The 24,336-nt window shown below is 72.4% G+C and carries 23 protein-coding genes and 2 pseudogenes; 13 read left to right on the forward strand and 12 right to left on the reverse strand.

Annotation, left to right across the window (positions count from 1 at the left end; all coding sequences use genetic code 11):
- The first annotated feature begins 35 nt into the window (after positions 1-35).
- Complete coding sequence (locus Sfulv_RS19100; protein WP_173315688.1) at positions 36-512, forward strand: sec-independent translocase; 477 nt, start codon at positions 36-38, stop codon at positions 510-512.
- 260 nt (positions 513-772) lie between these two features.
- Positions 773-1,432 (forward strand): hypothetical protein, encoded by a 660-nt coding sequence (locus Sfulv_RS19105; protein WP_173315690.1) that lies wholly within the window; start codon positions 773-775, stop codon positions 1,430-1,432.
- 50 nt (positions 1,433-1,482) lie between these two features.
- On the opposite strand, the gene Sfulv_RS19110 is transcribed toward Sfulv_RS19105, so the two are convergent.
- Genes Sfulv_RS19110 through Sfulv_RS19120 form a run of 3 tightly spaced genes read right to left on the reverse strand, consistent with a single transcriptional unit; the run spans position 1,483 to position 4,490 of the window.
- A complete protein-coding gene (locus Sfulv_RS19110) occupies positions 1,483-2,616 on the reverse strand; it encodes an Mrp/NBP35 family ATP-binding protein (protein ID WP_173315692.1) in 1,134 nt (377 codons plus the stop codon).
- A gap of 43 nt (positions 2,617-2,659) precedes the next feature.
- Positions 2,660-3,226, reverse strand: a complete 567-nt coding sequence (locus Sfulv_RS19115) for a DUF1003 domain-containing protein (protein ID WP_173315694.1) — start codon at positions 3,224-3,226, stop codon at positions 2,660-2,662.
- Positions 3,216-4,490: a magnesium transporter MgtE N-terminal domain-containing protein gene (locus tag Sfulv_RS19120; protein ID WP_173315695.1), complete on the reverse strand. Its 1,275-nt coding sequence runs from the start codon at positions 4,488-4,490 to the stop codon at positions 3,216-3,218. The genes Sfulv_RS19115 and Sfulv_RS19120 overlap by 11 nt, the downstream gene beginning before the upstream one ends.
- Before the next feature lie 177 nt (positions 4,491-4,667).
- On the opposite strand from Sfulv_RS19120, the gene Sfulv_RS19125 reads away from it, so the two are divergent.
- A complete protein-coding gene (locus tag Sfulv_RS19125) occupies positions 4,668-5,429 on the forward strand; it encodes a hypothetical protein (RefSeq protein ID WP_173315697.1) in 762 nt (253 codons plus the stop codon).
- 11 nt (positions 5,430-5,440) lie between these two features.
- On the opposite strand, the gene Sfulv_RS19130 is transcribed toward Sfulv_RS19125, so the two are convergent.
- The gene (locus tag Sfulv_RS19130) at positions 5,441-5,959 is read right to left on the reverse strand and encodes a hypothetical protein (protein ID WP_173315699.1); all 519 of its coding nucleotides are present in this window, start codon (positions 5,957-5,959) and stop codon (positions 5,441-5,443) included.
- A gap of 13 nt (positions 5,960-5,972) precedes the next feature.
- A complete protein-coding gene (locus tag Sfulv_RS19135) occupies positions 5,973-7,088 on the reverse strand; it encodes a magnesium and cobalt transport protein CorA (protein WP_173315701.1) in 1,116 nt (371 codons plus the stop codon).
- Between the two features lie 410 nt (positions 7,089-7,498).
- Here Sfulv_RS19135 and Sfulv_RS19140 point away from each other — a divergent pair, with 410 nt between their 5' ends.
- The 4 genes from Sfulv_RS19140 to Sfulv_RS19155 all read left to right on the forward strand — a co-directional run bounded on the left by Sfulv_RS19140 (position 7,499) and on the right by Sfulv_RS19155 (position 10,561).
- The gene (locus Sfulv_RS19140) at positions 7,499-8,101 is read left to right on the forward strand and encodes a suppressor of fused domain protein (protein WP_173315702.1); all 603 of its coding nucleotides are present in this window, start codon (positions 7,499-7,501) and stop codon (positions 8,099-8,101) included.
- Between the two features lie 105 nt (positions 8,102-8,206).
- Positions 8,207-8,851 carry a DUF6758 family protein gene (locus tag Sfulv_RS19145; protein ID WP_173315704.1) on the forward strand — a complete coding sequence of 215 codons (645 nt, stop codon included), beginning with the start codon at positions 8,207-8,209 and terminating at the stop codon, positions 8,849-8,851.
- Positions 8,852-8,938: 87 nt separating this feature from the next.
- Positions 8,939-9,805 carry a PHP domain-containing protein gene (locus Sfulv_RS19150; protein WP_173315706.1) on the forward strand — a complete coding sequence of 289 codons (867 nt, stop codon included), beginning with the start codon at positions 8,939-8,941 and terminating at the stop codon, positions 9,803-9,805.
- A 150-nt stretch (positions 9,806-9,955) separates the two neighbouring features.
- Positions 9,956-10,561: a MarC family protein gene (locus Sfulv_RS19155; protein WP_173315708.1), complete on the forward strand. Its 606-nt coding sequence runs from the start codon at positions 9,956-9,958 to the stop codon at positions 10,559-10,561.
- A gap of 80 nt (positions 10,562-10,641) precedes the next feature.
- Here Sfulv_RS19155 and Sfulv_RS19160 read toward each other — a convergent pair whose 3' ends face one another.
- Positions 10,642-10,794, reverse strand: coding sequence for a DUF8834 family protein (locus Sfulv_RS19160; RefSeq protein ID WP_173315710.1), 153 nt, complete (start codon positions 10,792-10,794; stop codon positions 10,642-10,644).
- Between the two features lie 204 nt (positions 10,795-10,998).
- On the opposite strand from Sfulv_RS19160, the pseudogene Sfulv_RS19165 reads away from it, so the two are divergent.
- Positions 10,999-11,911 (forward strand): annotated as a pseudogene (locus Sfulv_RS19165) (NYN domain-containing protein).
- 64 nt (positions 11,912-11,975) lie between these two features.
- Here the strand turns inward: Sfulv_RS19165 and Sfulv_RS19170 are convergent.
- On the reverse strand, positions 11,976-12,824 hold the full coding sequence (locus Sfulv_RS19170; RefSeq protein ID WP_173315712.1) for an alpha/beta fold hydrolase: 849 nt from the start codon (positions 12,822-12,824) through the stop codon (positions 11,976-11,978).
- A gap of 107 nt (positions 12,825-12,931) precedes the next feature.
- Positions 12,932-14,955: pseudogene (locus Sfulv_RS19175) on the reverse strand (DEAD/DEAH box helicase).
- Between the two features lie 470 nt (positions 14,956-15,425).
- Between Sfulv_RS19175 and Sfulv_RS19180 the strand changes: the two are divergent.
- Positions 15,426-16,160, forward strand: a complete 735-nt coding sequence (locus Sfulv_RS19180; RefSeq protein WP_173315714.1) for a ferritin-like fold-containing protein — start codon at positions 15,426-15,428, stop codon at positions 16,158-16,160.
- 33 nt (positions 16,161-16,193) lie between these two features.
- Here Sfulv_RS19180 and Sfulv_RS19185 read toward each other — a convergent pair whose 3' ends face one another.
- From Sfulv_RS19185 to Sfulv_RS19200, 4 genes are all read right to left on the reverse strand, one after another.
- Positions 16,194-16,466, reverse strand: a complete 273-nt coding sequence (locus Sfulv_RS19185) for a hypothetical protein (RefSeq protein ID WP_173315716.1) — start codon at positions 16,464-16,466, stop codon at positions 16,194-16,196.
- Positions 16,467-16,713: 247 nt separating this feature from the next.
- On the reverse strand, positions 16,714-16,941 hold the full coding sequence (locus tag Sfulv_RS19190; RefSeq protein ID WP_173315718.1) for a DUF3107 domain-containing protein: 228 nt from the start codon (positions 16,939-16,941) through the stop codon (positions 16,714-16,716).
- 153 nt (positions 16,942-17,094) lie between these two features.
- Positions 17,095-17,736, reverse strand: coding sequence for a TetR/AcrR family transcriptional regulator (locus Sfulv_RS19195; RefSeq protein ID WP_173315720.1), 642 nt, complete (start codon positions 17,734-17,736; stop codon positions 17,095-17,097).
- 168 nt (positions 17,737-17,904) lie between these two features.
- Positions 17,905-18,120 carry a hypothetical protein gene (locus Sfulv_RS19200; protein ID WP_173315722.1) on the reverse strand — a complete coding sequence of 72 codons (216 nt, stop codon included), beginning with the start codon at positions 18,118-18,120 and terminating at the stop codon, positions 17,905-17,907.
- 110 nt (positions 18,121-18,230) lie between these two features.
- Between Sfulv_RS19200 and Sfulv_RS19205 the strand changes: the two genes are divergently transcribed.
- The 4 genes from Sfulv_RS19205 (at position 18,231) to Sfulv_RS19220 (ending at position 24,246) form a co-directional block, all read left to right on the forward strand.
- On the forward strand, positions 18,231-19,196 hold the full coding sequence (locus Sfulv_RS19205; RefSeq protein WP_173315724.1) for an alpha/beta fold hydrolase: 966 nt from the start codon (positions 18,231-18,233) through the stop codon (positions 19,194-19,196).
- An 8-nt stretch (positions 19,197-19,204) separates the two neighbouring features.
- Entirely contained in the window at positions 19,205-20,626 is a 1,422-nt protein-coding gene (locus Sfulv_RS19210) for a DUF3152 domain-containing protein (protein WP_371874686.1), read from the forward strand.
- Between the two features lie 242 nt (positions 20,627-20,868).
- Complete coding sequence (locus Sfulv_RS19215; RefSeq protein ID WP_173317998.1) at positions 20,869-22,683, forward strand: DUF3492 domain-containing protein; 1,815 nt, start codon at positions 20,869-20,871, stop codon at positions 22,681-22,683.
- Positions 22,684-23,049: 366 nt separating this feature from the next.
- The gene (locus tag Sfulv_RS19220; RefSeq protein WP_256669005.1) at positions 23,050-24,246 is read left to right on the forward strand and encodes a hypothetical protein; all 1,197 of its coding nucleotides are present in this window, start codon (positions 23,050-23,052) and stop codon (positions 24,244-24,246) included.
- Positions 24,247-24,336 lie beyond the last annotated feature (90 nt).

Consider the following 24,336-nt stretch of genomic DNA (forward strand, 5'->3'; position numbering starts at 1 on the left):
GGCGAGAACCCGCGGAGAACACGAGGAGCAACAAGGTGTTCAATGACATAGGCGCACTTGAGCTGCTGACGCTCGTGGTTCTCGCCGTACTGGTCTTCGGCCCCGACAAGCTGCCGAAGGTCATCCAGGACGTCACCCGTACCATCCGCAAGATCCGTGAGTTCTCGGACAGCGCGAAGGAAGACATCCGCTCCGAGCTCGGCCCGCAGTTCAAGGACTTCGAGTTCGAGGACCTCAACCCCAAGACGTTCGTCCGCAAGCAGCTGATGGACGGCGACGACGAGCTGGGGCTGAAGGAGATCCGCGAGAGCTTCGACCTGCGCAAGGAGATGGCCGAGGTCACCGACGCGGTGAACGGCCGCGAGAGCGTGTCGCCGGCCGGCCCGGTGAACGGTTCGCCGGGTTCGCCGAAGGGCACGGCCGACACCGCGGCCGCCCCCGACCTGCTGAAGAAGTCCGGGCAGCCCGCCGCGAAGGACGAGCGTCCTCCCTTCGACGCCGACGCCACCTGAGCCGCGCTGCGGAGGCGCGCTCCTCAGGCGGGGCCGGGGCGGCGGGGCCTTACACCCAAGGGTGCCGAAGGGCATAGCCGGGTTACGCCGAAGGGCATACCACGGCCCGCTTTCTGACCCGGCGACAGGCTAGGGGGCCCGCCAATCCCGGCTCGCCCGGACGGTATGGCTATTCTCCATCTGTCCGGTTGCGTGGATGTTCACCCCGTGAAGGGGCGGACCGCTCCGGATCTTGACAGATCGAGGAGGCGGCCGGGCAGATGGAGACGACGAGTCGGGTAGGGGCGGATGGTGCGCCCAGCACAGTCACCGCAGAGGGGGTGCCGACGGCCCGGCGTACGGTCGACGGCTATCTCAAGGCGCCATTCCCCTGGTACGGGCTGGACGAGGCGTTCTCGGGCGCGCGCTGGCTGATGCAGGTCGGCACCGCGGCGGACGGCACGGTGCAGCACGGTTCCACGGGGCACGGCGACGAGCCGACGGTGCGCTCGGACGCGGCCCTCGAGAAGGAGCGTTTCGCCGTCGTCGTGACCGTGGCCGCGAGCCCGGTGCGCGGCAGCGGTGACGGTACGGGCGTCCTGGACGCCACCACGGTCTCCTCGGCGGCCTGGCTCGCCGGGTCGGGCCTGCTCTCGTACACCTGGCCGCCGCAGCTCGACCACACCCTGCGCGACGACTGGCTGGACCAGCAGACCGAGACCGCCTTCGCGCTCGCCGACGACCTGGCGGGCGCGCCCTGGTCGACGCTGTCGCTCCCGGTGGACGGTGTGCCGGTGGAGTTCCACTACCGCGAGTCCGAGTTCGGCTGGGTGCTGGCAGGCTCGGCGCACAACGGCGTCCACATCGGGGCGTACGGGCGCGGAATGAGCGCCTACGGGCTGGGGTTCTCGGTGATCGTCGACATCGCGTCGTACAGCTGACACCCGCTGAGGGCTGCCCTCGCCGGAGGGCAGCCCTCGCGCGTGCGTGCTCAGAACTTGTTGCGCGGGGTGATCCCCAGCGACATGCCCGACAGGCCGCGCTGACGGCCTCCCAGCTTCTGGGCGATGGAGCGCAGCGCGGCTCCGGCGGGTGAGTCCGGGTCGGACAGCACGACGGGCTTGCCCTCGTCGCCGCCCTCGCGCAGCCGTACGTCGATCGGGATGGAGCCGAGCACCGGCACCTCGGCGCCGATGGTCTTCGTCAGCCCCTCGGCGACCCGCCGGCCGCCGCCCGAACCGAAGACGTCGACCATCTCGTCGCAGTGCGGGCACGGCATGCCCGACATGTTCTCGACGACACCGACGATCTTCTGGTGGGTCTGCACGGCGATGGAGCCGGCCCGCTCGGCGACCTCGGCCGCGGCCTGCTGCGGGGTGGTGACCACGAGGATCTCGGCGTTCGGCACGAGCTGGGCCACGGAGATCGCGATGTCCCCGGTGCCCGGCGGCAGGTCGAGGAGCAGGACGTCCAGGTCGCCCCAGTACACATCGGCGAGGAACTGCTGGAGCGCGCGGTGGAGCATCGGTCCGCGCCAGACCACCGGGGCGTTGCCCGGGGTGAACATGCCGATGGAGATGACCTTCACGCCGTGCGCCGACGGCGGCATGATCATGTTCTCGACCTGGGTGGGCTTGCCGTCCACGCCGAGCATGCGCGGCACGCTGTGCCCGTAGATGTCCGCGTCCACGACGCCGACCTTGAGCCCGTCGGCGGCCATCGCCGCCGCGAGGTTGACCGTCACCGAGGACTTCCCCACGCCGCCCTTGCCGGACGCCACCGCGTAGACCCGGGTCAGGGAGCCGGGCTGGGCGAACGGCACCTCGCGCTCCGCCGTGCCGCCGCGCAGCGAACTCGCGAGCTCCTTGCGCTGTTCGTCGCTCATGACGTCGAGTGTGACCTCGACGCGGGACACGCCTTCGACGCGCGCCACCGCCTCGGTCACGTTGTTGGTGATGGTCTCGCGCATCGGACAGCCGGAGACCGTGAGATACACCGTGACAGCGACTACACCGTCCGCGTCGATCTCGATGGACTTCACCATGCCGAGTTCGGTGATCGGACGGTGGATCTCCGGGTCGTTCACTGTCGCCAGTGCTTCACGCACCGCGTCTTCCGTAGCCATACCGACGATGTTACGGCGCATGGCCCTACGCCCGGGTAACCCGTCAACGGTCGCCTTCGTCACTCTCCATCCGCGAGAGCACCTGGCGGTCCTCCATGTCCCTCACCATGTCCTGGAGCTCCGACCTGATCCAGTCCCGCGTGGCGACCTCGCCGAGGCCCATCCGGAGCGCGGCGATCTCCCGGGTGAGGTACTCGGTGTCGGCGATGGAGCGCTCGTTCTGCGTGCGGTCCTGTTCGTGGGTGACCCGGTCGCGGTCGTCCTGCCGGTTCTGCGCGAGCAGGATCAGCGGGGCCGCGTACGACGCCTGGAGCGAGAGCATCAGGGTCAGGAAGATGAACGGGTACTCGTCGAACCGCAGTGCCTTCGGCGCGAAGATGTTCCACACCACCCAGAGGATGATGATCAGCGTCATCCAGACGATGAACCGCCCGGTGCCCAGGAAGCGGGCGATCCGCTCGGAGAACCGGCCGAACGCCTCGGGGTCGTAGTCAGGCAGCAGCCGGCGCCGCGGGGCCCTCGGCTGGTCGAGCCGCGGCCGCGGCGGACGTACGAGGCCGGAGGCGCCCGTGGAACCCGCCCTCGGGCGCTCGCGCTCCTCACCGGCCACGCGTGATCCCCTCCTCGCCGTGCAGCTCGGTCTCGCGCCAGTCGTCGGGCAGCAGGTGGTCGAGCACGTCGTCGACGGTCACCGCCCCCAGCAGGGACCCGCTCGCGTCCACGACCGGCACGGAGACCATGTTGTACGCGGCCAGATAGCTGGTCACCGAGGACAGCGGGGTGTCCGGAGGCAGCGGTACGAGGTCGCTGTCGACGATCGAGCCGACCAGGGTGAAGGGCGGGTCGCGCAGCAGCCGCTGGAAGTGGACCGTGCCGAGGTACTTGCCGGTCGGGGTCTCGTCCGGCGGCCGGCAGACGTACACCTGCGCGGCCAGCGCGGGGGACAGGTCCGCCTGCCTGACCCGGGCGAGCGCGTCGGCGACCGTGGCGTCCGGCCGCAGCACGATCGGCTCGGTCGTCATCAGACCGCCCGCCGTCCGCTCCTCGTACGCCATCAGGCGCCGCACGTCCGCCGCGTCGTCCGGCCGCATCAGCGCCAGCAGCCTCTCCTTGTCCTCCTCGGGCAGCTCGGAGAGCAGGTCGGCCGCGTCGTCGGGGTCCATGGCCTCCAGGACGTCGGCGGCCCGCTCCTCCTTCAGCTTTCCGATGATCTCCACCTGGTCGTCCTCGGGGAGTTCCTCCAGGACGTCCGCGAGCCGGTCGTCGTCGAGTGCGGCGGCGACCTCGGCGCGGCGCTTGGGCGACAGGTGGTGCAGCGCGTTGGCCACGTCGGTGGGCCGCAGCCGCTCGAACGTGGCCACCAGGCTCTCGGCGCCCTGCCCGTGCTCGTCCAGCGAGAAGCCGCTGACCGCCGACCACTCGACGGTCAGCGTCTCGCCCTTGCGCCGCAGCGCGCCGCCGCGCCCCTTGCGTACGAAGTACTTGTCGATCTCCCAGTCGCGACGGGCCGGGAGCTGCTGGATCGAGACGTCCAGGATGGTCACCTCCTCGCCGGTCTCCACCAGCCTGACCCGGCGGTCGAGGAACTCGCCGAGGACCAGGCGTTCGGTGGGGCGCTGCTCGAAGCGCCGCATGTTGACCACTCCGGTGGTGATGACCTGACCGGACTCGACGCCCGTCACCCGGGTCATCGGCAGGAAGATCCGCCGGCGGCTCGTCAACTCGACGACCATTCCGAGCAGCCTCGGCGGCCGCCCGCCGACCCGCAACATCGCCACCAGGTCGCGGACCCGGCCGACAGGGTCACCATTGGGGTCGAAGACGGGCACACCGGACAGGTGTGAGACGAAGATCCTGGGGGCGCCTGCCACCATCCCGTGCGCCTCCTCAGACTGTGATACGAATACGCCGTTATGCCGGGATCAGGCTAGCCGGTACTGCTCCGCGGCGCCCCGGCGGCCCGTCCGTACGGCTCTCTGCGAAGAGGCGTGGTCGGCACGGGTACGCTGCCGTCTGCCACCCCCGTCACGCAGATGAGAGGCAGTGCGCCCGTGACCTCTTTCGCCCCGGCCGTCCGGGCCCGTCGCCGGGCCGCCCTCGCCGTGGTGCTCTGTGCGGGGCTGACCGCGGCCCTCACGGCGTGCGCCGGAGAGGACCCGGACAAAGGGACCAACGGAGTCGGCAGACTCGACGCGGCGGGTATCGACAAGAAGACCAGAGCGGCCGCCGACGCCGCGGACGCGGTGCGGCTCGCCGGGACCCTGGTCAGCAAGGGCGGCACGTACCGGCTCGACATGCAGCTCAACGCGCAGGGCGGTACGGGTTCGGTCACGTCGAGGGAGAACACCTTCGAGCTGCTGCGCGTCGGCGACGAGCTGTTCCTCAAGGCCGACGCCGGTTTCTGGAACCCGGAGACGGACGGCGAGGGCGAGGAGAGCGACCAGGCGGCCGCCGACAAGCTCCAGGGCAAGTACGTGAAGGTTCCCCAGGGCGACCCCACGTACCGGCAGCTGCGCGGGTTCACGGACAAGAAGATCCTGCTCGACGGCCTGCTCACCCTCCAGGGCAAGGTCAACAAGGGCGACCGGACCAAGGTCGCCGGGGTGCCCACCGTGCGGATCATGGGCGGAAAGGGTGAGGGCGGCGCGCTCGACGTCTCGCTGAAGGGCACCCCGTATCCCGTACGCGTCGCGCGCGGCGGAGGCGGGGGCACGGTCACGCTCGCCGACTGGGGGAGGCCCTTCACCCTGGAGCCGCCGTCCGAGGACGAGACGGTCGACTACGGGGGCCAGCTCCCCGAGTCCTCCAGCTGAGGGCGGGCCCGTCAGCTCTTGCGGCGGCGCTTGAGCAGCAGCCGGGGGAGCGCGGCGGGCACGGCCGCGCGGGTCGTCGCCCCGGTGGGCAGCGGAACCGCCGCCAGCGAGGAGTCGGGCAGCTCGGTCCGGGACTCGCCGGGCTCCAGCCGCAGCACGCGGCACCCGCGCGCCCAGCGTTCGGTCATCTGCTCGGCGTCCGGCGCGTTCAGCCGCTTGCCCCTGAGCTCGGCGACCGCGGCCGCCCACTCCTCGGAGCGGGGCGGCGGCTCGGTCACCGCCGCCGTCCAGACGACGAGCCGCCCGCCCTTGTCCTTGCTGCGCACGGTGACCTCGGCCACCGCCCCGTCCGTGAGGCCGTCCGGGAACGGCTGCTCGCCGGGGCCGTCGCCGACGAGGTAGGCGGCGCCCTCGTGCCAGACGTGCCACAGGGCCCGTGCGTGGCCGGTGCCCCGGACCCAGATCAGCCCGGACTTCTTGGTGGCCTCCTCGACGAGGGCCCGGCTCAGCAGCACGTCAGCAGCAGTCATGGCGCGCACTCTATTAGAGCCAGCCGTTGCGCTTGAGCGTGCGGTGGATGGAGAAGCAGACGACGCCGATGACGCCCATCACCATCGGGTAGCCGTAGGTCCACTGGAGCTCCGGCATGTGGTCGAAGTTCATGCCGTACACCCCGCAGATCATCGTCGGTACGGCGACGATGGCCGCCCAGGACGTGATCTTGCGCATGTCCTCGTTCTGCGTGACGGTCGCCTGCGCGAGGTTGGCCTGGAGGATGGAGTTGAGCAGCTCGTCGAAGCCGATGACCTCCTCGTGCACCCGGGCCAGGTGGTCGGCCACGTCGCGGAAGTACTTCTGGATGTCCGGGTCGATCAGCCGCATGGGCCGCTCGCTCAGCAGCTGCATCGGGCGCAGCAGGGGGGACACGGCCCGCTTGAACTCCAGCACCTCACGCTTCAGCTGGTAGATCCGGCCCGCGTCCGAACCGCGCGGGCTGCCCTTGGCCGGGGTGGAGAAGACCCCGATCTCCACCTCGTCGATGTCGTCCTGCACCGCCTCCGCCACCGCGATGTACCCGTCCACGACGTGGTCCGCGATGGAGTGCAGGACGGCGGAAGGGCCCTTGGCCAGCAGCTCGGGGTCGTCCTGGAGGCGGTGGCGCAGGGCGCGCAGCGAACCCTGGCCGCCGTGCCGGACGGTGATGACGAAGTCCCGGCCGGTGAAGCACATGACCTCGCCGGTCTCGACGACCTCGCTGGTCGCGGTCAGCTCCGCGTGCTCCACGTAGTGGATGGTCTTGAAGACGGTGAACAGCGTGTCGTCGTACCGCTCCAGCTTGGGCCGCTGGTGGGCGTGGACCGCGTCCTCCACGGCCAGCGGGTGGAGGCCGAACTCCCGGGCGATACCCGCGAACTCCTCCGCGGTCGGCTCGTGCAGGCCGATCCAGGCGAAGCCGCCCGACTCCCGTACCCGCAGCATCGCCTCGTGCGGCGTCTGGCAGCCGGCCGCCGCCTGGCGCCGGCCGTCGCGGTAGACCGCGCAGTCGACGACCGCGCTGGAGGCGGACGGGTCGCGGGTCGTGTCGTAGCTGTTGTACGGGGTGTTGCTCTTGCGCAGGGACGGGCGCACGGCGGCGCGCAGGTCACGGATCATCGACATGGCTGACTCCTTCACGGAGGGCCGTCGGCGGGCACGTGGAACAGCCCGGAATGGGGACGTGTCACTACGTCCGCAAAGCGGGCGGCACCGCGGCAGCGCGATGACGGCGTTCGCTACAGACAGGCAAAAACGAGGGGCTCTTCCGTCGCGCGAACTACCGTCGGCCTGGACCGTGCAGGCTTCAGGCGGCAGAGATGAGGCGTCGGGCGGAAGAGCGGCTGGTACTGCACGGTCGACTTGGATCCATGGCAGTCCCCACCTCCTCCGGCCGGTCCCCCGTGAGGGACGACGTGTGCCGGGACTGGGAGAGCAACGCTTCCGCGCGCTGTCCCGGCTGGCGGCCAGGCTACCAGCCGCCCCGTGGTCAATCCCCTACTTTGCCCGTTCCTGACCCGTCCTATGCTCGCGTCATGGAAGAAATTCTCGCGTTGGTCGAGGCCCGGCTGCGGACGGCCCTGGGCGAACCGGACGCGCGCGCCGACGTGACCTTCCTCGGTACGGACCGTATCGAGGTGCTCCGCTTCATCGACGGCGACGTGGTGCGCTACGCCACGCTCGGCATGTCCGGGCAGCCGATGGCCGACCCCACCTCGCCCCTCGCCGACCCGGTGAAGGGGCCGCGCGCCGAACTGGTCCTGTCGGTACGGGCGGGGCTCGCCGACACCGACCAGGTGCTGCGCCCGCTGGCGGTGCTGGCGGCCTCCCCGCAGGTCGAGGGGGTGATCGTGGCACCGGGCGCCTCACTCGACCTGGGGCAGCCGCTGTGGCCCGGGGCACCCTTCAGCTCCGTCCTGGTCGCCGGGCCCGGCGGGCTCGTCGAGGACCTGGAGCTGGACGCGCCGATGGACCCGGTGCGCTTCCTGCCGCTCCTGCCGATGACGCACAACGAGGCCGCCTGGAAACGGGTCAGGGGTGCGCAGGAGCTCCAGGAGCGGTGGCTCTCGCAGGGGACGGACCTGCGCGATCCGCTGCGTACGTCCGTGGCGCTCGACCAGGGCGTCACGGACGGCTGAGCGCCTGACCCGTGTGCGCCACAGCTGGTTCCCCCGGCCGGAGCCACGCTGCGGACGGGTGATCGTCCTTGACGTGGCGACCACCGGGGAGGACCGTTGGAGGCTATGAGGGGCGAACCCAGTTGCCCGAAGTGCGGTGGCCGGGTCAGGGCGCCCGGTCTCTTCTCCGACGCCTGGCAGTGCCCCGTGCACGGCCAGGTGCACCCGATGCAGCCGGTGATCCCGCCCGGCGTCGAGTCGCTCGGCGTCGCGGTGGACCGGGCGAAGGTCCCGGTGTGGATGCCCTGGCCGCTGCCGGTTGGCTGGCTGTTCACGGGCGTGGCCTCCGCCGGGGACGACCGCGGCGGCGGACGCGCCACCGCCGTCGCCTGCTCGGGCCCCGGACCGCTCGGCGGCCTCTGCGAGCTGCTGCTCGTCGCCGAGGAGCTCGGCGTCGGCCTGGGCGCGCGGTACGCCGGCCTGGACGGCCCCGACCCCGGCCCGGGGCTCTGCCTCGAAGGGGCCCCCGACGCCAAGGTGCTCGCCGCGGGACACCCGACACCCCTCTGGCACGTCAGGGGCGCACCGCAGGACCGGGCCGTCTTCGCCGGTGAGGCGTGCGGGCTGTGGCTCTGGGCGGTCGTCTGGCCCGAGCGTTCCGGGCTCCTGATGTACGACGATCTGGTCCTCACCGACCTGCGTGACGCCGGGGCCGAAGTGGACCTCGTGCCGTGCGGCGCACTCACCCCCCGGCTGCTCACCCCGCCCTGAGGGGCCGGACGGCCGACCGGGGGAAGTGCGCGCGCCGGTTATCCTTGAGCGTCCCCCTGTCCGGCCGCGAGCACTGGAGCGAGCGTCGTGCGCATCGACCTGCACACCCACTCCACCGCTTCGGACGGCACGGACACCCCCGCCGAGCTGGTGGCCAACGCCGCCGCCGCGGGTCTCGACGTCGTCGCGCTCACCGACCACGACACCGTCGCGGGCCACGCCGAAGCGGTCGCGGCCCTGCCGGACGGCCTCACCCTCGTCACCGGCGCCGAGCTCTCCTGCCGTATCGACGGGGTGAGCCTGCACATGCTGGCGTACCTCTTCGACCCCCACGAGCCCGAGCTGTCCCGTGAGCGCGAGCTGGTACGGGACGACCGGGTGCCGCGCGCCCAGGCCATGGTGCGCGGGCTCCAGGAGCTCGGCGTCCCCGTCACCTGGGAGCAGGTCGCGGCGATCGCCGGGGACGGCTCGGTCGGCCGTCCGCACATCGCCACCGCGCTCGTCGACCTCGGCGTCGTCGAGACCGTCTCCGACGCCTTCACGCCCGAGTGGCTCGCGAACGGCGGCCGCGCGTACGCCGAGAAGCACGAGCTCGACCCCTTCGACGCGATCCGGCTGGTCAAGGCCGCGGGCGGCGTCACCGTCTTCGCCCATCCGCTCGCCGTGAAGCGCGGCGCGGTGGTGCCCGAGGAGTCGATCGCGCTGCTCGCCGCGGCCGGGCTCGACGGCGTCGAGGTCGACCACCTGGACCACGACGCGCCCACCAGGGCCCGGCTGCGCGGGCTCGCCGGCGACCTGGGGCTGCTGACCACCGGGTCCAGCGACTACCACGGCAGCCGCAAGAGTGTGCGGCTCGGTGAGTACACCACCGACCCCGAGATCTACGGCGAGATCACCCGGCGTGCGACGGGAGCCTTCCCGGTGCCGGGCGCCGGCGGACCCCGCCGCCCGTAGCCGGGGCCGGCGCGGCGCCCGCGCCGTATCCCACACCGTCCCGCCACACCTGCGCGCGCCCGGCCGCCACGGCCGCGTACGGCTGCCCTCGTCCCTGCCGCCGGGCCGCGCCCTTCCCGTTCGGCCCGCTCCCCACTCGCAAGGCTCACTGTGTTCGACGTCGCTGTCTTCGGCTCCCTCTTCCTCACGCTTTTCGTGATCATGGACCCACCCGGAATCACCCCCATCTTCCTGGCTCTCACGGCAGGGCGGCCCGCCAAGGTCCAGCGCCGGATGGCGTTGCAGGCCGTCGCGGTCGCCTTCGGCGTGATCGCCGTCTTCGGCCTGCTCGGTCAGCAGATCCTCGACTACCTCCACGTCTCCGTCCCCGCGCTGATGATCGCGGGCGGACTCCTCCTGCTGCTCATCGCGCTGGACCTGCTCACCGGCAAGACCGACGAGCCCACGCAGACCAAGGACGTCAACGTGGCGCTCGTACCGCTGGGCATGCCGCTGCTCGCGGGCCCCGGTGCGATCGTCTCGGTGATCCTCGCGGTGCAGAACGCCGACGGCGCGGCCGGCCAGCTCTCGGTCTGGGCCGCCATCGTCGCCATGCACGTCGTGCTCTGGCTCGCGATGCGCTATTCGCTGCTGATCATCCGTGTCATCAGGGACGGCGGCGTGGTGCTCGTGACCAGGCTCGCTGGGATGATGCTCTCGGCCATCGCCGTCCAGCAGATCATCAACGGCGTCACCCAGGTGATCCAGAACGCCTGACCCCGGACACCACAGCGCCCCCGGACGGTCCTTCCGTCCGGGGGCGCTTCGTCTTTAGCGGCGCAATGCTGTGTCAGGCGTTACGAAGCCGAGCTGTCGGCCGGCCGGATGTAGATGCGCTGGCCCAGAGCTGCGGCCTGCTGCACCATCCGGTTGACGGAGGCGGCGTCCACGACGGTGCTGTCCACGGCGGTACCGTCGACATCGTCGAGTCGCATGATCTCGAAGCGCATATGGCTTCCCTTCGTCTGATCCTCCTGCTGGAGAACTGCTGTCAGGACGGGGTGACCCGTCCGCGAGGATATGGAGCACAAGGTATCGCTACCCGCGCTCCACAGGGTGTACAACGGCTTGCTCTCTGCGAACATTCCCTACGCTAAGGAAATTTTTTGGATGTCTAACTACCAGGCGGCAGCCGCGCACCCGACGAGGTCCGTATGAACGGGGCGGACGCGCCGACGCAGGAGCAGAACGAGATCCGCGAACATCTGGAGCGCACCAACGCGCTGCTGGCGCGCGTGCTCGCGGAAGTATCGAAGACCCCCTCGACCCACGCGATCTTCGGTGGACGCGGGCTATGTGTACGCCGCCGCCGGACTGCTCGTCACCGGCACGGAGGACCGCCGCAACTTCGACCTCGACGCGGAAGGGATGATCGAGGCGTTCATCGACAAGGCGCGGACGATCTTCGCGGACAGCCGGCTGCTGCGCGTGTACTGGTACGACGGGGCCAGGCGCCGCATCCACACCGTCGAGCAGCAGTCCATCGCGGAACTCCCCGACGTCAAGGTCAGGCTGGGCAACCTCAACGCCAACAACCAGCAGAAGGGCGTCGACTCCCTCATCCGGACCGATCTCGAATCGCTCGCGAGGCACCGCGCCATCAGTGACGCGGCGCTCGTCGGCGGGGACGAGGACCTGGTGTCGGCGGTCGAGGCGGCGCAGGGGTACGGGACGCGCGTCCACCTCTGGGGCATCGAGGCGGGGGAGGGGCGCAACCAGGCCGAGCCCCTGATGTGGGAGGCCGACAGCACGCGCACCTTCGACCTCGACTTCTGCCGCCCCTACGTCACCCGGCGCTCGGTCACCACGTACGAGGACGACACCCCGGCGCCCTCGCGGGAGAGCGTCCGCTTCGTGGGCGCTCAGATCGCCGCCACCTGGCTCTCCGCCCGGGGCCGGGAGTCCCTGGCCGACCTGCTGCCAGGGCACCCCTATCTGCCGGGCTCCGTCGACCAGGACCTGCTGGTGGAGGCCGAGCGGCTGCTCCAGCACTCCCTGCGGGGCCACGCCCCTCTGCGGCGGGCGCTGCGCGACGGCTTCTGGCATCACCTGCAGTCGCAGTACTGAGCGGGGCGGCCGTCCGGCGCTCCCGCCCATGGGGGGGCGCCGGACGGCCGCTCGTCACCGTGGGTCAGTGGCTGTCCCAGAACGAGACCAGCGCCGCCGCCGTCTCCACGGGCCGCGCGGTGTTGGGGGAGTGCTCGGCGCCGATGACGGTGGTGCGCCGGGCGCCGAGCCGCCGGGCCATGTCGTCGAGCAGCTCCACGGGCCAGACGTCGTCGCTCTCGCCCGACACCACGTGGACGGGGAGCGGCACGGCGGCGAGCTCCGCCACCCGGTCCGGTTCGGCCGACAGCTGGGCGCCGGTGGCGACGAGCTGCGCGGGGCTGTGGCGCAGCCAGCGGCGGCGCAGGTCCTCGCCGTCACCGATGTCGGCGTCCTGGGGCGGGTCGAGGACCCGCATGGCCTCCCACACCTGGGCCATGCTCAGCGTGCGCAGCGCGTCGCCGAGCATCTTGATCCGGTCCCGCTGGCCGGGAGCGACCTCGGCGGGCCCCGACGACATGAGGGTCAGCGAGCGGAAGGGGGAGGCGTCCAGCAGTACGGCTGCGCGGGCGACCTGGCCCCCGAGCGAATGGCCCAGCAGGTGGACAGGGGACTGACCGGCCCCGAGCGCCTCGGCCAGCGCCAGCACGTCACGCGCCAGCTCGCCCTGCGCGTAATCCTCCGGACGGTCCCCTCCCTCCGTCTCGAACTGCCCCCGGCCGTCCACGGAGACCACGCGGAACCCGGCATCGGCGAGCGGCTCCAGCAGCGCGATGAAGTCCTCCTTGCTGCCGGTGTACCCGGGCAGCAGGAGTGCGGTGGAGCGCGTCCCGTCAGGCGGCAGGGCGTCCAGCACGGCGAAGTCCCCGCGCGCGGTGCGCAGCGTGCGGGCGCGGGCGCATGGGGGCGGGGTGAACGTGGGTGGCCGGCTCATGGGAACGAGGCTATCGCCGGTCGGCGTGCGCGTCCCGGCACGCACACCGAAGGGGCCGGGTACTCCGCGTGGTGCGGAGTGCCCGGCCCCTTCGGTGTGCGGTGGGATCAGCTCTCGGTCGTGGCCGTCGCCGCGCGGGCCCGGCGGCGACGCGGCTTCGCGGGGGCCTCGGACCCGGCGTCGGCCACGGCGGACGCGGCCGCCTCGACGGTCTCCGTCTGTCCGGCCGCGGCACGCGGACGGCGACGGCGCGGCTTGGTCTCCGCCTCGGCCGCCGGAGCGTCGGCGACCGCTTCCGTCTTCGGCCCGGCGGCGGGACGGGTCCTGCGACGCGTCTCCGTCACCGGCTCGGACGGCGGGGCGATCTGGAAGTCGACCTCGTCGGCCGCGGGCTTGACCACCCGGGTGCGGCGGCGCGGCTTGGTCACCGGCTCGGCGACCTCGTCGGCCGCGGTCTGGAAGTCGACCGCCGCCTCCGCCTTGACCCTGCTCCTGGTGGCCCGCTTCCTGGGCGCGGGGGTCTCCGTGACGGTCTCGGCGACCGTTTCGGCCACCGGCTCGGCGGCGGCCGTACGGGGGGCGCGGCGGCGGCGCGGCTTCTCCTCGGCCACGGGCTCCGCCACGTCCTCGACGGCGACCGGCGCCGGCTCGGCCACGGCGACCGCTGCCTGGGCGGCGACCGTCTCCGCGGCCACTGACTCCACTGCCCCCTCGGGGGCGCCGGCACGGGCACGACGGCGGCGGCGCGGCGTACGCGGCTCCGCCGGGTCGGCCTCGACCGGCTCGACGACGGTCTCGGCGGCCGGGGCGGGCACCGTGGCGGCGCTCTCCTCCAGAGTGCCGCCACCGCGGGTACGGCGACGCTGGCGCGGCGTGCGCGCCGGGCGCTCCTCACGGACGGGCGCGGGGGCCGGTGCGGCGGACTTGCGGCCGCGGCCACCGGTCTCGCCCAGGTCCTCCAGCTCCTCCGCCCGCAGACCCGCGCGGGTCCGCTCGGCACGCGGCAGGACACCCTTGGTGCCGGCCGGGATGCTGAGCTCCTCGTAGAGGTGCGGAGAGGTGGAGTACGTCTCGACCGGGTCCGGGAACTTCAGGTCGAGCGCCTTGTTGATCAGCTGCCAGCGGGGGATGTCGTCCCAGTCCACCAGGGTGATCGCGATGCCCTTGGCCCCGCGCGGCCGGTGCGGCCGATGCGGTGGAGGTAGGTCTTCTCGTCCTCGGGCGACTGGTAGTTCACGACGTGGGTGACACCCTCGACGTCGATACCGCGCGCGGCGACGTCGGTGCAGACGAGGACGTCCACCTTGCCGTTGCGGAAGGCGCGCAGCGCCTGCTCGCGGGCGCCCTGGCCGAGGTCGCCGTGGACCGCGCCGGAGGCGAAACCGCGCTTCGCCAGCTGCTCGGCGATGTCGGCCGCCGTGCGCTTGGTGCGGCAGAAGACCATCGCGAGACCGCGGCCCTCGGCCTGGAGGATGCGGGAGAGCAGCTCCGGCTTGTCCATGTTGTGCGCGCGGTAGACGTACTGCGCGGTGTTCTTGACCGTGGTGCCCTCGTCGTCGGGCGAGGTGGCGTTGATGTGTGTCGGCTGCGACATGTAACGCCGCGCGAGGCTGATGACGGCGCCCGGCATGGTCGCCGAGAACAGCATCGTCTGGCGCTTGGGCGGCAGCATCGTGATGATGCGCTCGACGTCGGGCAGGAAGCCCAGGTCGAGCATCTCGTCGGCCTCGTCGAGGACGAGCACGCGGATGTGCGACAGGTCGAGCTTGCGCTGGCCCGCCAGGTCCAGGAGGCGCCCCGGGGTGCCGACGATCACATCGACGCCCTTCTTGAGGGCCTCGACCTGCGGCTCGTAGGCACGGCCGCCGTAGATCGCGAGCACGCGGACGTTGCGGACCTTGCCGGCGGTGAGCAGGTCGTTGGTGACCTGCTGGCACAGCTCACGGGTCGGTACGACGATCAGGGCCTGCGGAGCGTCGGTCAGCTTCTCGGGCGCGGCACGCCCGGCCTCGACGTCGGCGGGGACGGTGACGCGCTCGAGGAGCGGGAGACCGAAGCCGAGCGTCTTGCCGGTGCCGGTCTTGGCCTGGCCGATGACGTCGGAGCCGGAGAGCGCTACGGGGAGCGTCATCTCCTGGATGGGGAAGGGGGACATGATGCCGACCGCCTCAAGGGCTTCGGCCGTCTCGGGAAGGATTCCGAGGTCGCGGAACGTAGTCAGGGTGCTGCCTCTTCTGTGAGACGCGGTCCGAGGCGAACGCTGGGGGTCGTACCGTGCCGGGGTTGGTCATCCGGCCGTGGATGGGCCGGGTGGCGCGGGACCACTGCTGTCGCTCGAGCGCTCGTACCGCTGAGGGGGCCCCTCAGCTGCGGTCGTACGTGTCGTACGCCCCGCGTGGAGGGCTGTCGGGTCGGAGCCGATCGGGCCACCGACCGGGCATCCTCATTCAAAAGCGCCCCGAGCCAGTCACATGCTCAGCAAGCGCATTACCACTGTACCCCGGATTCGCGCATGTGTGTCGGGCGAATTCATCGCAACGGTGTGACGTCGGCGGTCGGCCGGGCCCGTGCTCCTGCCCCGGGGCGGCTATTGTGCGCTGCATGGAGACGCCTGACAACGCCAACGAAGCCCCCGCACTCACCGGGATCGCCGCCCAGGACTGGGCCACCGCGTCCGCCGCGCCACAGTACCGCGCCGCTGTCGTCGATCTTCTCGGCGCACTGGCCTACGGGGAGCTGGCGGCCTTCGAGCGACTCGCCGAGGACGCGAAGCTCGCTCCCACCCTCGGTGACAAGGCGGCGCTGGCGAAGATGGCCTCCGCCGAATTCCATCATTTCGAGCGGCTGACCGAGCGGCTCACGGCGATCGACGAGGAGCCGACGGCGGCCATGGAGCCGTTCGCCAAGGCGCTCGACGACTTCCACCGCCAGACCGCGCCTTCGGACTGGCTGGAGGGTCTGGTCAAGGCGTACGTGGGCGATTCCATCGCCAGTGACTTCTACCGGGAGGTCGCGGCCCGGCTCGACACGGACACCCGTTCCCTGGTCCTGGCCGTCCTCGACGACACGGGTCACGGGAACTTCGCGGTCGAGAAGGTGCGCGCCGCCATCGCGGCCGAGCCCAGGGTCGGCGGGCGCCTCGCGCTGTGGGCCCGCCGGCTGATGGGCGAGGCGCTCTCGCAGGCCCAGCGGGTGGTCGCCGACCGTGACGCGCTGTCGACGATGCTCGTCGGCGGAGAGGCCGACGGATTCGACCTGGCGGAGGTCGGCCGGATGTTCTCCCGGATCACCGAGGCGCACACCAAGCGGATGGCGGCGCTCGGCCTCGCCGCCTAGCCGCTCCGGGCTCCGGCGAGCCACGGCGGGGCCCTACTGAGCCGCCGCCGAAGGGGCCAGAGTGCGGCGGCGCGGGCGGATCAGCAGGGAGAGCGTCACCATCCCGACGAACACCGCGCCGGCCAGGGTTCCCAGCGGATGGCCGGCCCCCAGCGCCGAGTGCGTCAGACACGCGCCGAACAGAGCCCCCAGTGCGCCGGTGGCGTACACCGCACGGGCGGGCGGGAGCCGGTCCGGCAGTGAGCGGAGCGCCGCCCAGGAGAGGGCGAGTCCGAGCACGACGGAGCCGAAGGATTCCCAGATCACAGAGGATCACCTCGCGGTTGCGGGGAGGGCAAATCGGTCGTAGGCGCTCTTACCCGGGGCCTGCTGGACGCAACCCTCCCCGCGGTACGCGGTACTCATCCGGGGGACGGCCGGCGGCGTGGCGGCGCCCGGCGGGCCCGCGGTGGAGAGCGGGCGGACAGATGCGCACAGACGAGACGGCGCACAGACGAAGGAGCGGCCCGGCGGGTGTCCCGCCGGGCCGCTCCTGGTGTCCGCCGTGTCGCGCCTAGAGCGCGCCGAACCCCACCCGCCGGGTGCTGGGCTCGCCGATCTCGACGTACGCGATCCGGTCGGCCGGCACCAGAACCTTGCGGCCCTTGTCGTCCGTGAGGCTGAGCAGCTGCGCCTTGCCGGCGAGCGCCTCGGCGACCGCGCTCTCGACCTTTTCGGCGGAAAGCCCGCTCTCCAGAACGATCTCCCGGGGCGTGTGCTGCACCCCGATCTTGACCTCCACGGCTATGTCCCTCCGACGGTCACTCCCTGCGCGGTGAACCGCGCCGTACGCAGCCACATTAGCCCGGTGAGCGGACCGGTCACGGCCCCACGGGCAACGCCCGCAGCGAACACCGGCGGGTGAGCGCGCGGAGGCGGCCCGGCGGGCGGCGGGTCAGTGCTGTTCGATCCCGTGCAGCGGGAAGCCCGCGATACCCCGCCAGGCGAGCGAGGTCAGCAGCTGCACGGCGGTGTCACGGGGGATGCTGGAACCGCTGGAGAGCCAGTAGCGGGCCACCACCTGGGAGACACCGCCCAGGCCGACCGCGAGCAGCATGGACTCGTCCTTGGAGAGTCCCGTGTCTCCCGCGATCACGTCCGAGATGGCCTCGGCGCACTGGAGCGAGACGCGGTCGACCCGTTCGCGTACCGCGGGCTCGTTGGTCAGGTCGGACTCGAAGACCAGCCGGAAGGCCCCGCCCTCGTCCTCCACGTACGCGAAGTAGGCGTCCATCGTCGCCTCGACGCGCAGCTTGTTGTCCGTCGTCGAGGCCAGCGCCGTGCGCACCGCCTGGAGGAGGGACTCGCAGTGCTGGTCGAGCAGGGCCAGATAGAGCTCCAGCTTGCCCGGGAAGTGCTGGTAGAGCACCGGCTTGCTGACGCCCGCCCGCTCGGCGATGTCGTCCATCGCCGCGGAGTGGTAGCCCTGCGCGACGAAGACCTCCTGCGCGGCGCCGAGCAACTGATTGCGTCGGGCACGGCGGGGCAGGCGAGTGCCCCGCGGGCGCGCTGCCTCTGTCTGCTCGATGGCTGTCACGCCGCCTCCCAAAATTGTGTGCAAGCACAGCTGTTCCGTGCACGCCGCGCCGTGCGGCCATCGTACTTTTGGGTAACCCGGCTACGCGCGGCGCGGACGCAGAATTTCACGGACCGGACGACTGCGATAGCCACAGATACGCGGGATCGGAGAGCAAAGCGGGGCGTATTACCGGTAATCGTCCTCGTCCTGCGGGACGACGCGGGTCTGCTCCGAGGCGTCCGCCTCGTTCGCGCCCCCCGGGTCGATGCCCACCAGCGGATCATCGCTCCGCGGCTGGATCTCCGCCCGCTGCTCGGCGGCGTCGGCGTCAGGGGTCTCGTGGGCCGGTTCGTCGGGCTGGACGTCCTCGAACGTGTCCGGGTCGCTGGGGTCGACCGTCATGGTGGCTCCCTTCCTTCCCATGAAGCCTAGGAGCTGGCTCCGCGCGCCGCTACGTGGTCTGTGACCGCGAACACACGAATCCGCGCGTGATCGTCTCGTAACATTGGCGCATGTCTTCGACCGAGCTGCCCGGTACCCGTGCCGCCGCCGCCGCGGTGGCCCCCACGGTCAGTGCCGTCAGGGTCGCGGAGGGGGAGGAGCTGCGCTCCGTCGCGCTGGCGGGCCTCACCCTCACCGTCCGCTTCCGGCCGCCGCGGCTGCCGGGGCGGGCGCCCGCCCTCTGTGTCCACGGCCTCGGCGGCTCGTCCCAGAACTGGTCGGCGCTGATGCCGCTGTTGGAGGACGTGGTCGACGGCGAGGCGCTGGACCTGCCCGGCTTCGGCGACTCGCCGCCGCCGGACGACGGCGACTACTCGCTGACCGGGCACGCCCGCGCGGTGATCCGGCTGCTCGACGCGGAGGGGCGCGGGCCCGTCCACCTCTTCGGCAACTCCATGGGCGGCGCGGTGGCCACCCGGGTCGCGGCCGTCCGCCCCGACCTGGTGCGCACCCTCACGCTCGTCTCGCCCGCGCTCCCGGAGCTCCGGGTGCAGCGGTCGGCCGTGCCGACCGGGCTGCTGGCCGTCCCCGGGGTCGCGGCGCTCTTCACGCGGCTCACGAAGGACTGGACCGCCGAACAGCGCACGCGCGGGGTCATGGCACTCTGTTATGGCGATCCGGCCCGGGTCTCCGAGGAAGGCTTCCGTCACGCGGTGGCGGAGATGGAGCGCCGGCTGGAGCTGCCGTACTTCTGGGACGCCATGACGCGTTCGGCGCGTGGCATCGTCGATGCGTACACGCTGGGTGGGCAGCACGGTCTGTGGCGCCAGGCCCAGCGGGTGCTCGCACCGACCCTGCTGGTGTACGGCGGAAGGGACCAGCTCGTCTCGTACCGGATGGCACGCAGGGCGTCCGCGGCCTTCCGCGACGCCCGGCTCGTGACACTGCCCGATGCCGGGCACGTGGCCATGATGGAGTACCCGGAGACGGTCGCCCAGGCGTTCCGGGATCTGCTCGACGAATGCGGCGGGAGCTGATCCGAGGCGTGGGACGACATAGCCGAAAAGGCCCCGAGGCCAAGAGTCAGGGCGGTGCGAACGCCGTAGGCGATCCCGGGACGGGCCCGTCGAGGGCCGCTCAGGCGGAGGCGGCCCCGTCCGGGTCCGGCATCGGGCGGCGCAGGCGCGTCGCCGCCGTGCCCTCCGGGGGCGAGGGCCACACCCCGTTCCACGGCGCCCCGCAGGTGCGCGGAGGCCACCCCGAACAGCGCGAGGCCGGCGGTGGCTGGGGGACCGGGCCGCAGCAGTGGTACGACGACCGCCAGGGCGACGGGCGTACTTCCGCAGAGCGGGAGTACGCGCAGAAGGTGGTTGCCCGGCAGGTGTCGGTCCAGGAGGCGGCGCAGCGCGCGGCCGAACGGCGCACGGGGCCGCGGCGGCCCGCCGCGGCCGAGGAAGCGGTGCTTCCGGGGCCCCGGAAGGAATTTGTCGACGCGTTCGACGGCGTGCCGCCCGTTTCCCCGCCCACCGGCCCGAACGCCTCGGTTTCCGGGGGGGATGACGGCGGGTCACTCCCGGACATGGGCGACGGGGCCGCCGGGGGCGAGGGGGCCGGCGGGGGCGCCGGGGCCGCCGGAGCCGAGGTGCCGGGCAGGGGCGCCAGGGGGCGGACCTTCACCGGGATCGCCGCCGCGGCGGTGACGACCGTGCTCGCCGTCGTGGTGGCCGGGCAGGTCGCCCAGGACGCGGGCGCGGACCGTGACATCGCCTCGCGGGCCACCGGAGTGGACCGCGGGGGCGGGAAGGACACCTCCCGCTCCGACTTCCGGCCCGCGCCGGAGCCGAAGGTGCTCCAGGTCAGGCCCCTCTCGTACGCGCAGAGGATGGCGAAGCCCTATCCGCTGGCGCCCGGGCTCAAGGCGTCGGGGAAGTTCGAAGCGGTTCCCGGACTGGCGAAAGCGCCGGGCAAGGGGGTCAAGCACCGCTACCGGATCGATGTGGAGAAGGGTCTCGCCCTCGACAGCCGGCTCTTCGCCGATGCCGTGCACAGCACACTGAACGACGACCGGAGCTGGGCGCACAACGGTGCCATGACCTTCGAGCGGATCTCCTCGGGCGAGGCCGATTTCGTGATCACCCTGGCCAGTCCGGGGACCACCGGAGTCTGGTGTGCGAAATCAGGTCTGGACACCACGCAGGACAACGTCTCCTGCGATTCGGCCGCGACCGAGCGCGTGATGATCAATGCCTACCGCTGGGCCCAGGGATCGTCGACCTTCGGCCCGGACGCGCTCATGGCCTACCGTCAGATGCTCATCAACCACGAGGTCGGCCACCGGCTGGGCTATGGGCACGTGAACTGCGGGACGCCCGGGGCGCTGGCTCCGGTGATGCAGCAGCAGACCAAGTCGCTGAAGATCGGTGGCATCGAGTGCCGCCCCAACCCCTGGGCACATCCCGGCAGTTGAGACTTCGAGCCCGCGCGCGTCAGGGAACCCGCAAGGGCAGGCCCTGACCTGACCCTTCGTAACCGGGCGGCTCCTTACCGCGACAGAACGCCGCGGGGGCGGAAAAGTCACGGTGGTTCACCCCTTTCGGTGGCGCGACGGACAACCGTCCGTCGCGCCACCGGCGTATCCGCTTACGGTCGTCCCGCTGCGAGTCGCCGTTCCAACGGCGGCCGTCCATACGGAAGATCGGGGGTGTGCTCGTGCGGATCGGACTGCTCACGGAGGGTGGTTATCCGTATGCGACCGGTGAATCCAGGCTCTGGTGCGACCGGCTGGTACGCGGGCTTCCCCAGCACGAGTTCGACCTCTACGCGCTCAGCCGCTCCGCCCGCCAGGAGGAACAGGGCTGGGTCAGGCTTCCGCCCCATATCGGCCGCGTGCGCACCGCGTCCCTGTGGACCTCCGACGACGAAGTCCTTCGAGGCGGCGGGGCTCTCCGAGGCGGCCGCACTTTTCGAGGCGGCGGCCGCGGAGGGCTGTCGGCCGGGATGCGGCCCCGGGGCGGACGGTCGTTCGGGCGCCGTGAGCGCGGGCGCTTCACGGCGCATCTGACGGCGCTCGCCACCTCCGTCTGCGCCGCCGCAGGCAGCGGTACCGGCGACGAGGCCGCCACCCACTTCACGGAAGCCCTGTACGGGCTCGCCGAACTCGCCGTGGAGCACGGGGGACTGCCCGCCGCGCTCCGCTCCGAGACCACCGTGCGCGTCCTGGAGTCGGCCTGCCGCGCACGGGGCACCGGGCGGACCGTCCAGGCCGCCACCGTGCCCGACCTCCTCACCTTCGCCGCCGAGCTGGAACGGGCGCTGCGCCCCCTCTCCCTCGACTGGTACGACGAGGACGGCCTCGGTTCCGCCGACCTCTGCCATGCCACGTCCGGAGGCGCAGCGGCCCTGCCCGGGCTGCTGGCCAAACGCTTCTTCGGAGTGCCGCTGCTGGTCACCGAGCACGGCGTGCGTCTGCGGGCGCACTACCTCGCCACGCCCGACGAGCCGTTCACCGCGCCGGTGCGCGCGCTCCTCGCGGCCTTCCGCGGGCAGCTCGCCGCCGAGGTCTACCGCCAGGCCGCGGTCATCACCCCCGGCAGCACCCACGTCCGCCGCTGGCAGGAGAAGTGCGGCGCCGACCGCGCCAGATTGCGCACGGTCTATCCGGGCATGATGGCGGACCGCTTCCGGGGCGTAGGCGAGAGCGACGACGGCGGTGGCCCCGGCACACTCGTGTGGGTCGGCCGGGTCGAACCCGCCAAGGACCTCATCGCGCTGCTGCACGCCTTCGCCGAGGTGCGCAGGGCCGTGCCGGACGTCCGGCTGCGGATCTTCGGCGCCCCGGCGCAAGGGGCCGACGGCGACGCCTACCTCGCGACCTGCCGGGCCCTCGCCGCCCAGCTCTTTCCGGACGAGGCCACGGGCGCGCACACCCCGGGCGACAACCCCGTCTCGTTCGAGGAGATCGGAGGCCCCGAGATCCCCGACCTCGCGGAGGCGTACGCGGCGGGCGGCGTCGTCGTCCTGTCCAGCGTCGTCGAGGGCTTCCCGGTCAGTCTCGTCGAGGCGATGTTCTGCGGCCGGGCGACCGTGTCCACGGACGTGGGCGCGGTGGTCGAGGTCATCGGGGGCACGGGGCTCGTGGTGCCGCCCCGCAACCCGCGCGCCCTCGCCGACGCCTGCGTCGCGCTGCTGCGCGACCCCGAGCGCCGCGCACGCCTCGGCGCGGCGGCGCGCGCCCGGGCGCTCGAACTCTTCACCGTCGAACAGAACCTCGCGGCATTTCGCGGCATTTACCTGGAGCTGATCTCGCGCTCCCCCGCGCGGAGGGAGGCGGACGCGGTGGACGCGGACGGCGAACCACGCCCCTTCGCCACTCCGGCCGAGGCCCATGTGCCCGGCCGCTGGACGGCCTCGCGTACCTCCGCCCTGGTCACCGCCGGGCCGGACGCCGCCCGGCGGCCGAGCTGGGCCATCAGACGGACGGGCGCGTACGCGGCCGCCGCAGGGGCGGGGGCCGGCGATGCGTGACCACATGGCCGGCCAGAATCAGGGAGCACTCCCGATGGGCCGACGCACGACCGAGGCTTCGGCTGCACCTGCCGCACCGGACGTGCCGGACACGCTGGTCGCACCTGCCGCACCTGCCGCACCCGCCGCACCGGACACGCCGGTCGCACCCCGCGCGGACGGGGGCTGGGACCTCCGCTCGGAGGCTCTGCTCCACGCGCCCCCGGTTCCGGAGCCGACCGACTGCTCGGCGCCTCCGTGGGGGCTGCCGGAGGGCTCCGGAGGTGTGGTGGACCCGGAGGGCCGTGCGGCCGGGGGGACGGCGTGCCGGATGGGGACAGCGACCCTGACCCCGAGCGAGCCGAACCTGCCGCGACCTCCGCGCCTGTGCCCGCCACCCCCAGCCCTACCCCTGGCCCTGCCCCTGCCCCAGCCCTCGCCCCGCTCCGCCGCGCGCCCGAGGTCGCCGCCGGCGCCACCGCGCGCCGCTCCGGCGCGCGGCGCGGACCCGCCGACCCCGTGAAGTCGCTCATGCACCGGCACCGCGAGCTCTGCGAGCGGGCCGTCGATCCGCTGGAGATCGCCGCGGGACTGGAGGCCCACGGGCTCACCGACCGAACGGCCGCCCGCTACCGGCACCGTGACGTCTTCTCACTCGCCGAGGAGCTGTACGCCAGGGTTCCCTGCATCGTGCGCGATCCGGCCGCTCCCCCGCCCCCGCGCAAGGGGCGCGACACGGAGGCGCGGGCGGGGTGGACGCTGCTCACACTGCTTCCCGGCGCCGCCTGCCTCGCGACCACGGGTCTGCTCAGGGCCGGCGAAGGGGTGCTCACCGGGGGCGCGCGGGACGCCGTGACGGGCGCCGGAGCGCTCCTCGTCCTCGTCGGGCTGCGGTTCAGCCTGCGCCGAGGGCCCCTGGCCGCCGCGAGCCGGCCCCGCCGGGCGGCCACCGTCTGCGGCTGCTGGGTCCTCGCCTACGCCATGTACGGCGACGGGCTGCTGACCCAGGTCATGAGCGGCGGCCCGGACGGCAGCCGCAGCGGAGACCTCGCCCCGCTGCTCGGCCTCGCACTCGCCGTCGCCCCCGCCGCCTGGTGCGCGCACCTCTTCTCCGTACACGCCCGCCGCAGACTCGCCGGCAGCCGCGCGCTGGAGGAGTTCGGCGCGGGCGTGCGACCCGTACTGCTCGGAGCCGTCGCCCTGTTCCTGTGCGCTCTGCTCGTCCTGCTGCCGGTCGCCGGTCTCGCCCACGGCTCCGGCGGCATCCCCGTCGCGGCGACCGCGCTCGGATTCCTGCTCTTCCTGGCCCGGCTGCTCACCGTGCACGGCTTCCCCGAGGCGGCCGCCACCGGCCTCGCCGCCGCCTGCGCCCTGGAAGCGACGGCCCCCGTCCTCGTCCTGGCCGGGCGCCTGCCCGGCCTCGGCCTCCTCGCCCGGCCCGTCGACGCCGTCGTCGCGGCGGGTGGTGCCGGAGCCGTACCGGCCCTCGCCTGCGGCGCGGCGGCCCTCGGGCTGCTGATCCACGCCGCCGTCGCTCTTTCCCGGGCGTCCGCCCACGTCATGGCCCGAGCGGGCACGAAGTGACACCGCTCCATCGCGCCGGTCCCGTGGAGCCGACGCCGCGGGACCCCCATACACCGTGTATATCGACCTCACCCTCAAGGAGAAACCGGA

Source organism: Streptomyces fulvorobeus (assembly GCF_013167895.1).
Taxonomy (GTDB): domain Bacteria; phylum Actinomycetota; class Actinomycetes; order Streptomycetales; family Streptomycetaceae; genus Streptomyces; species Streptomyces fulvorobeus.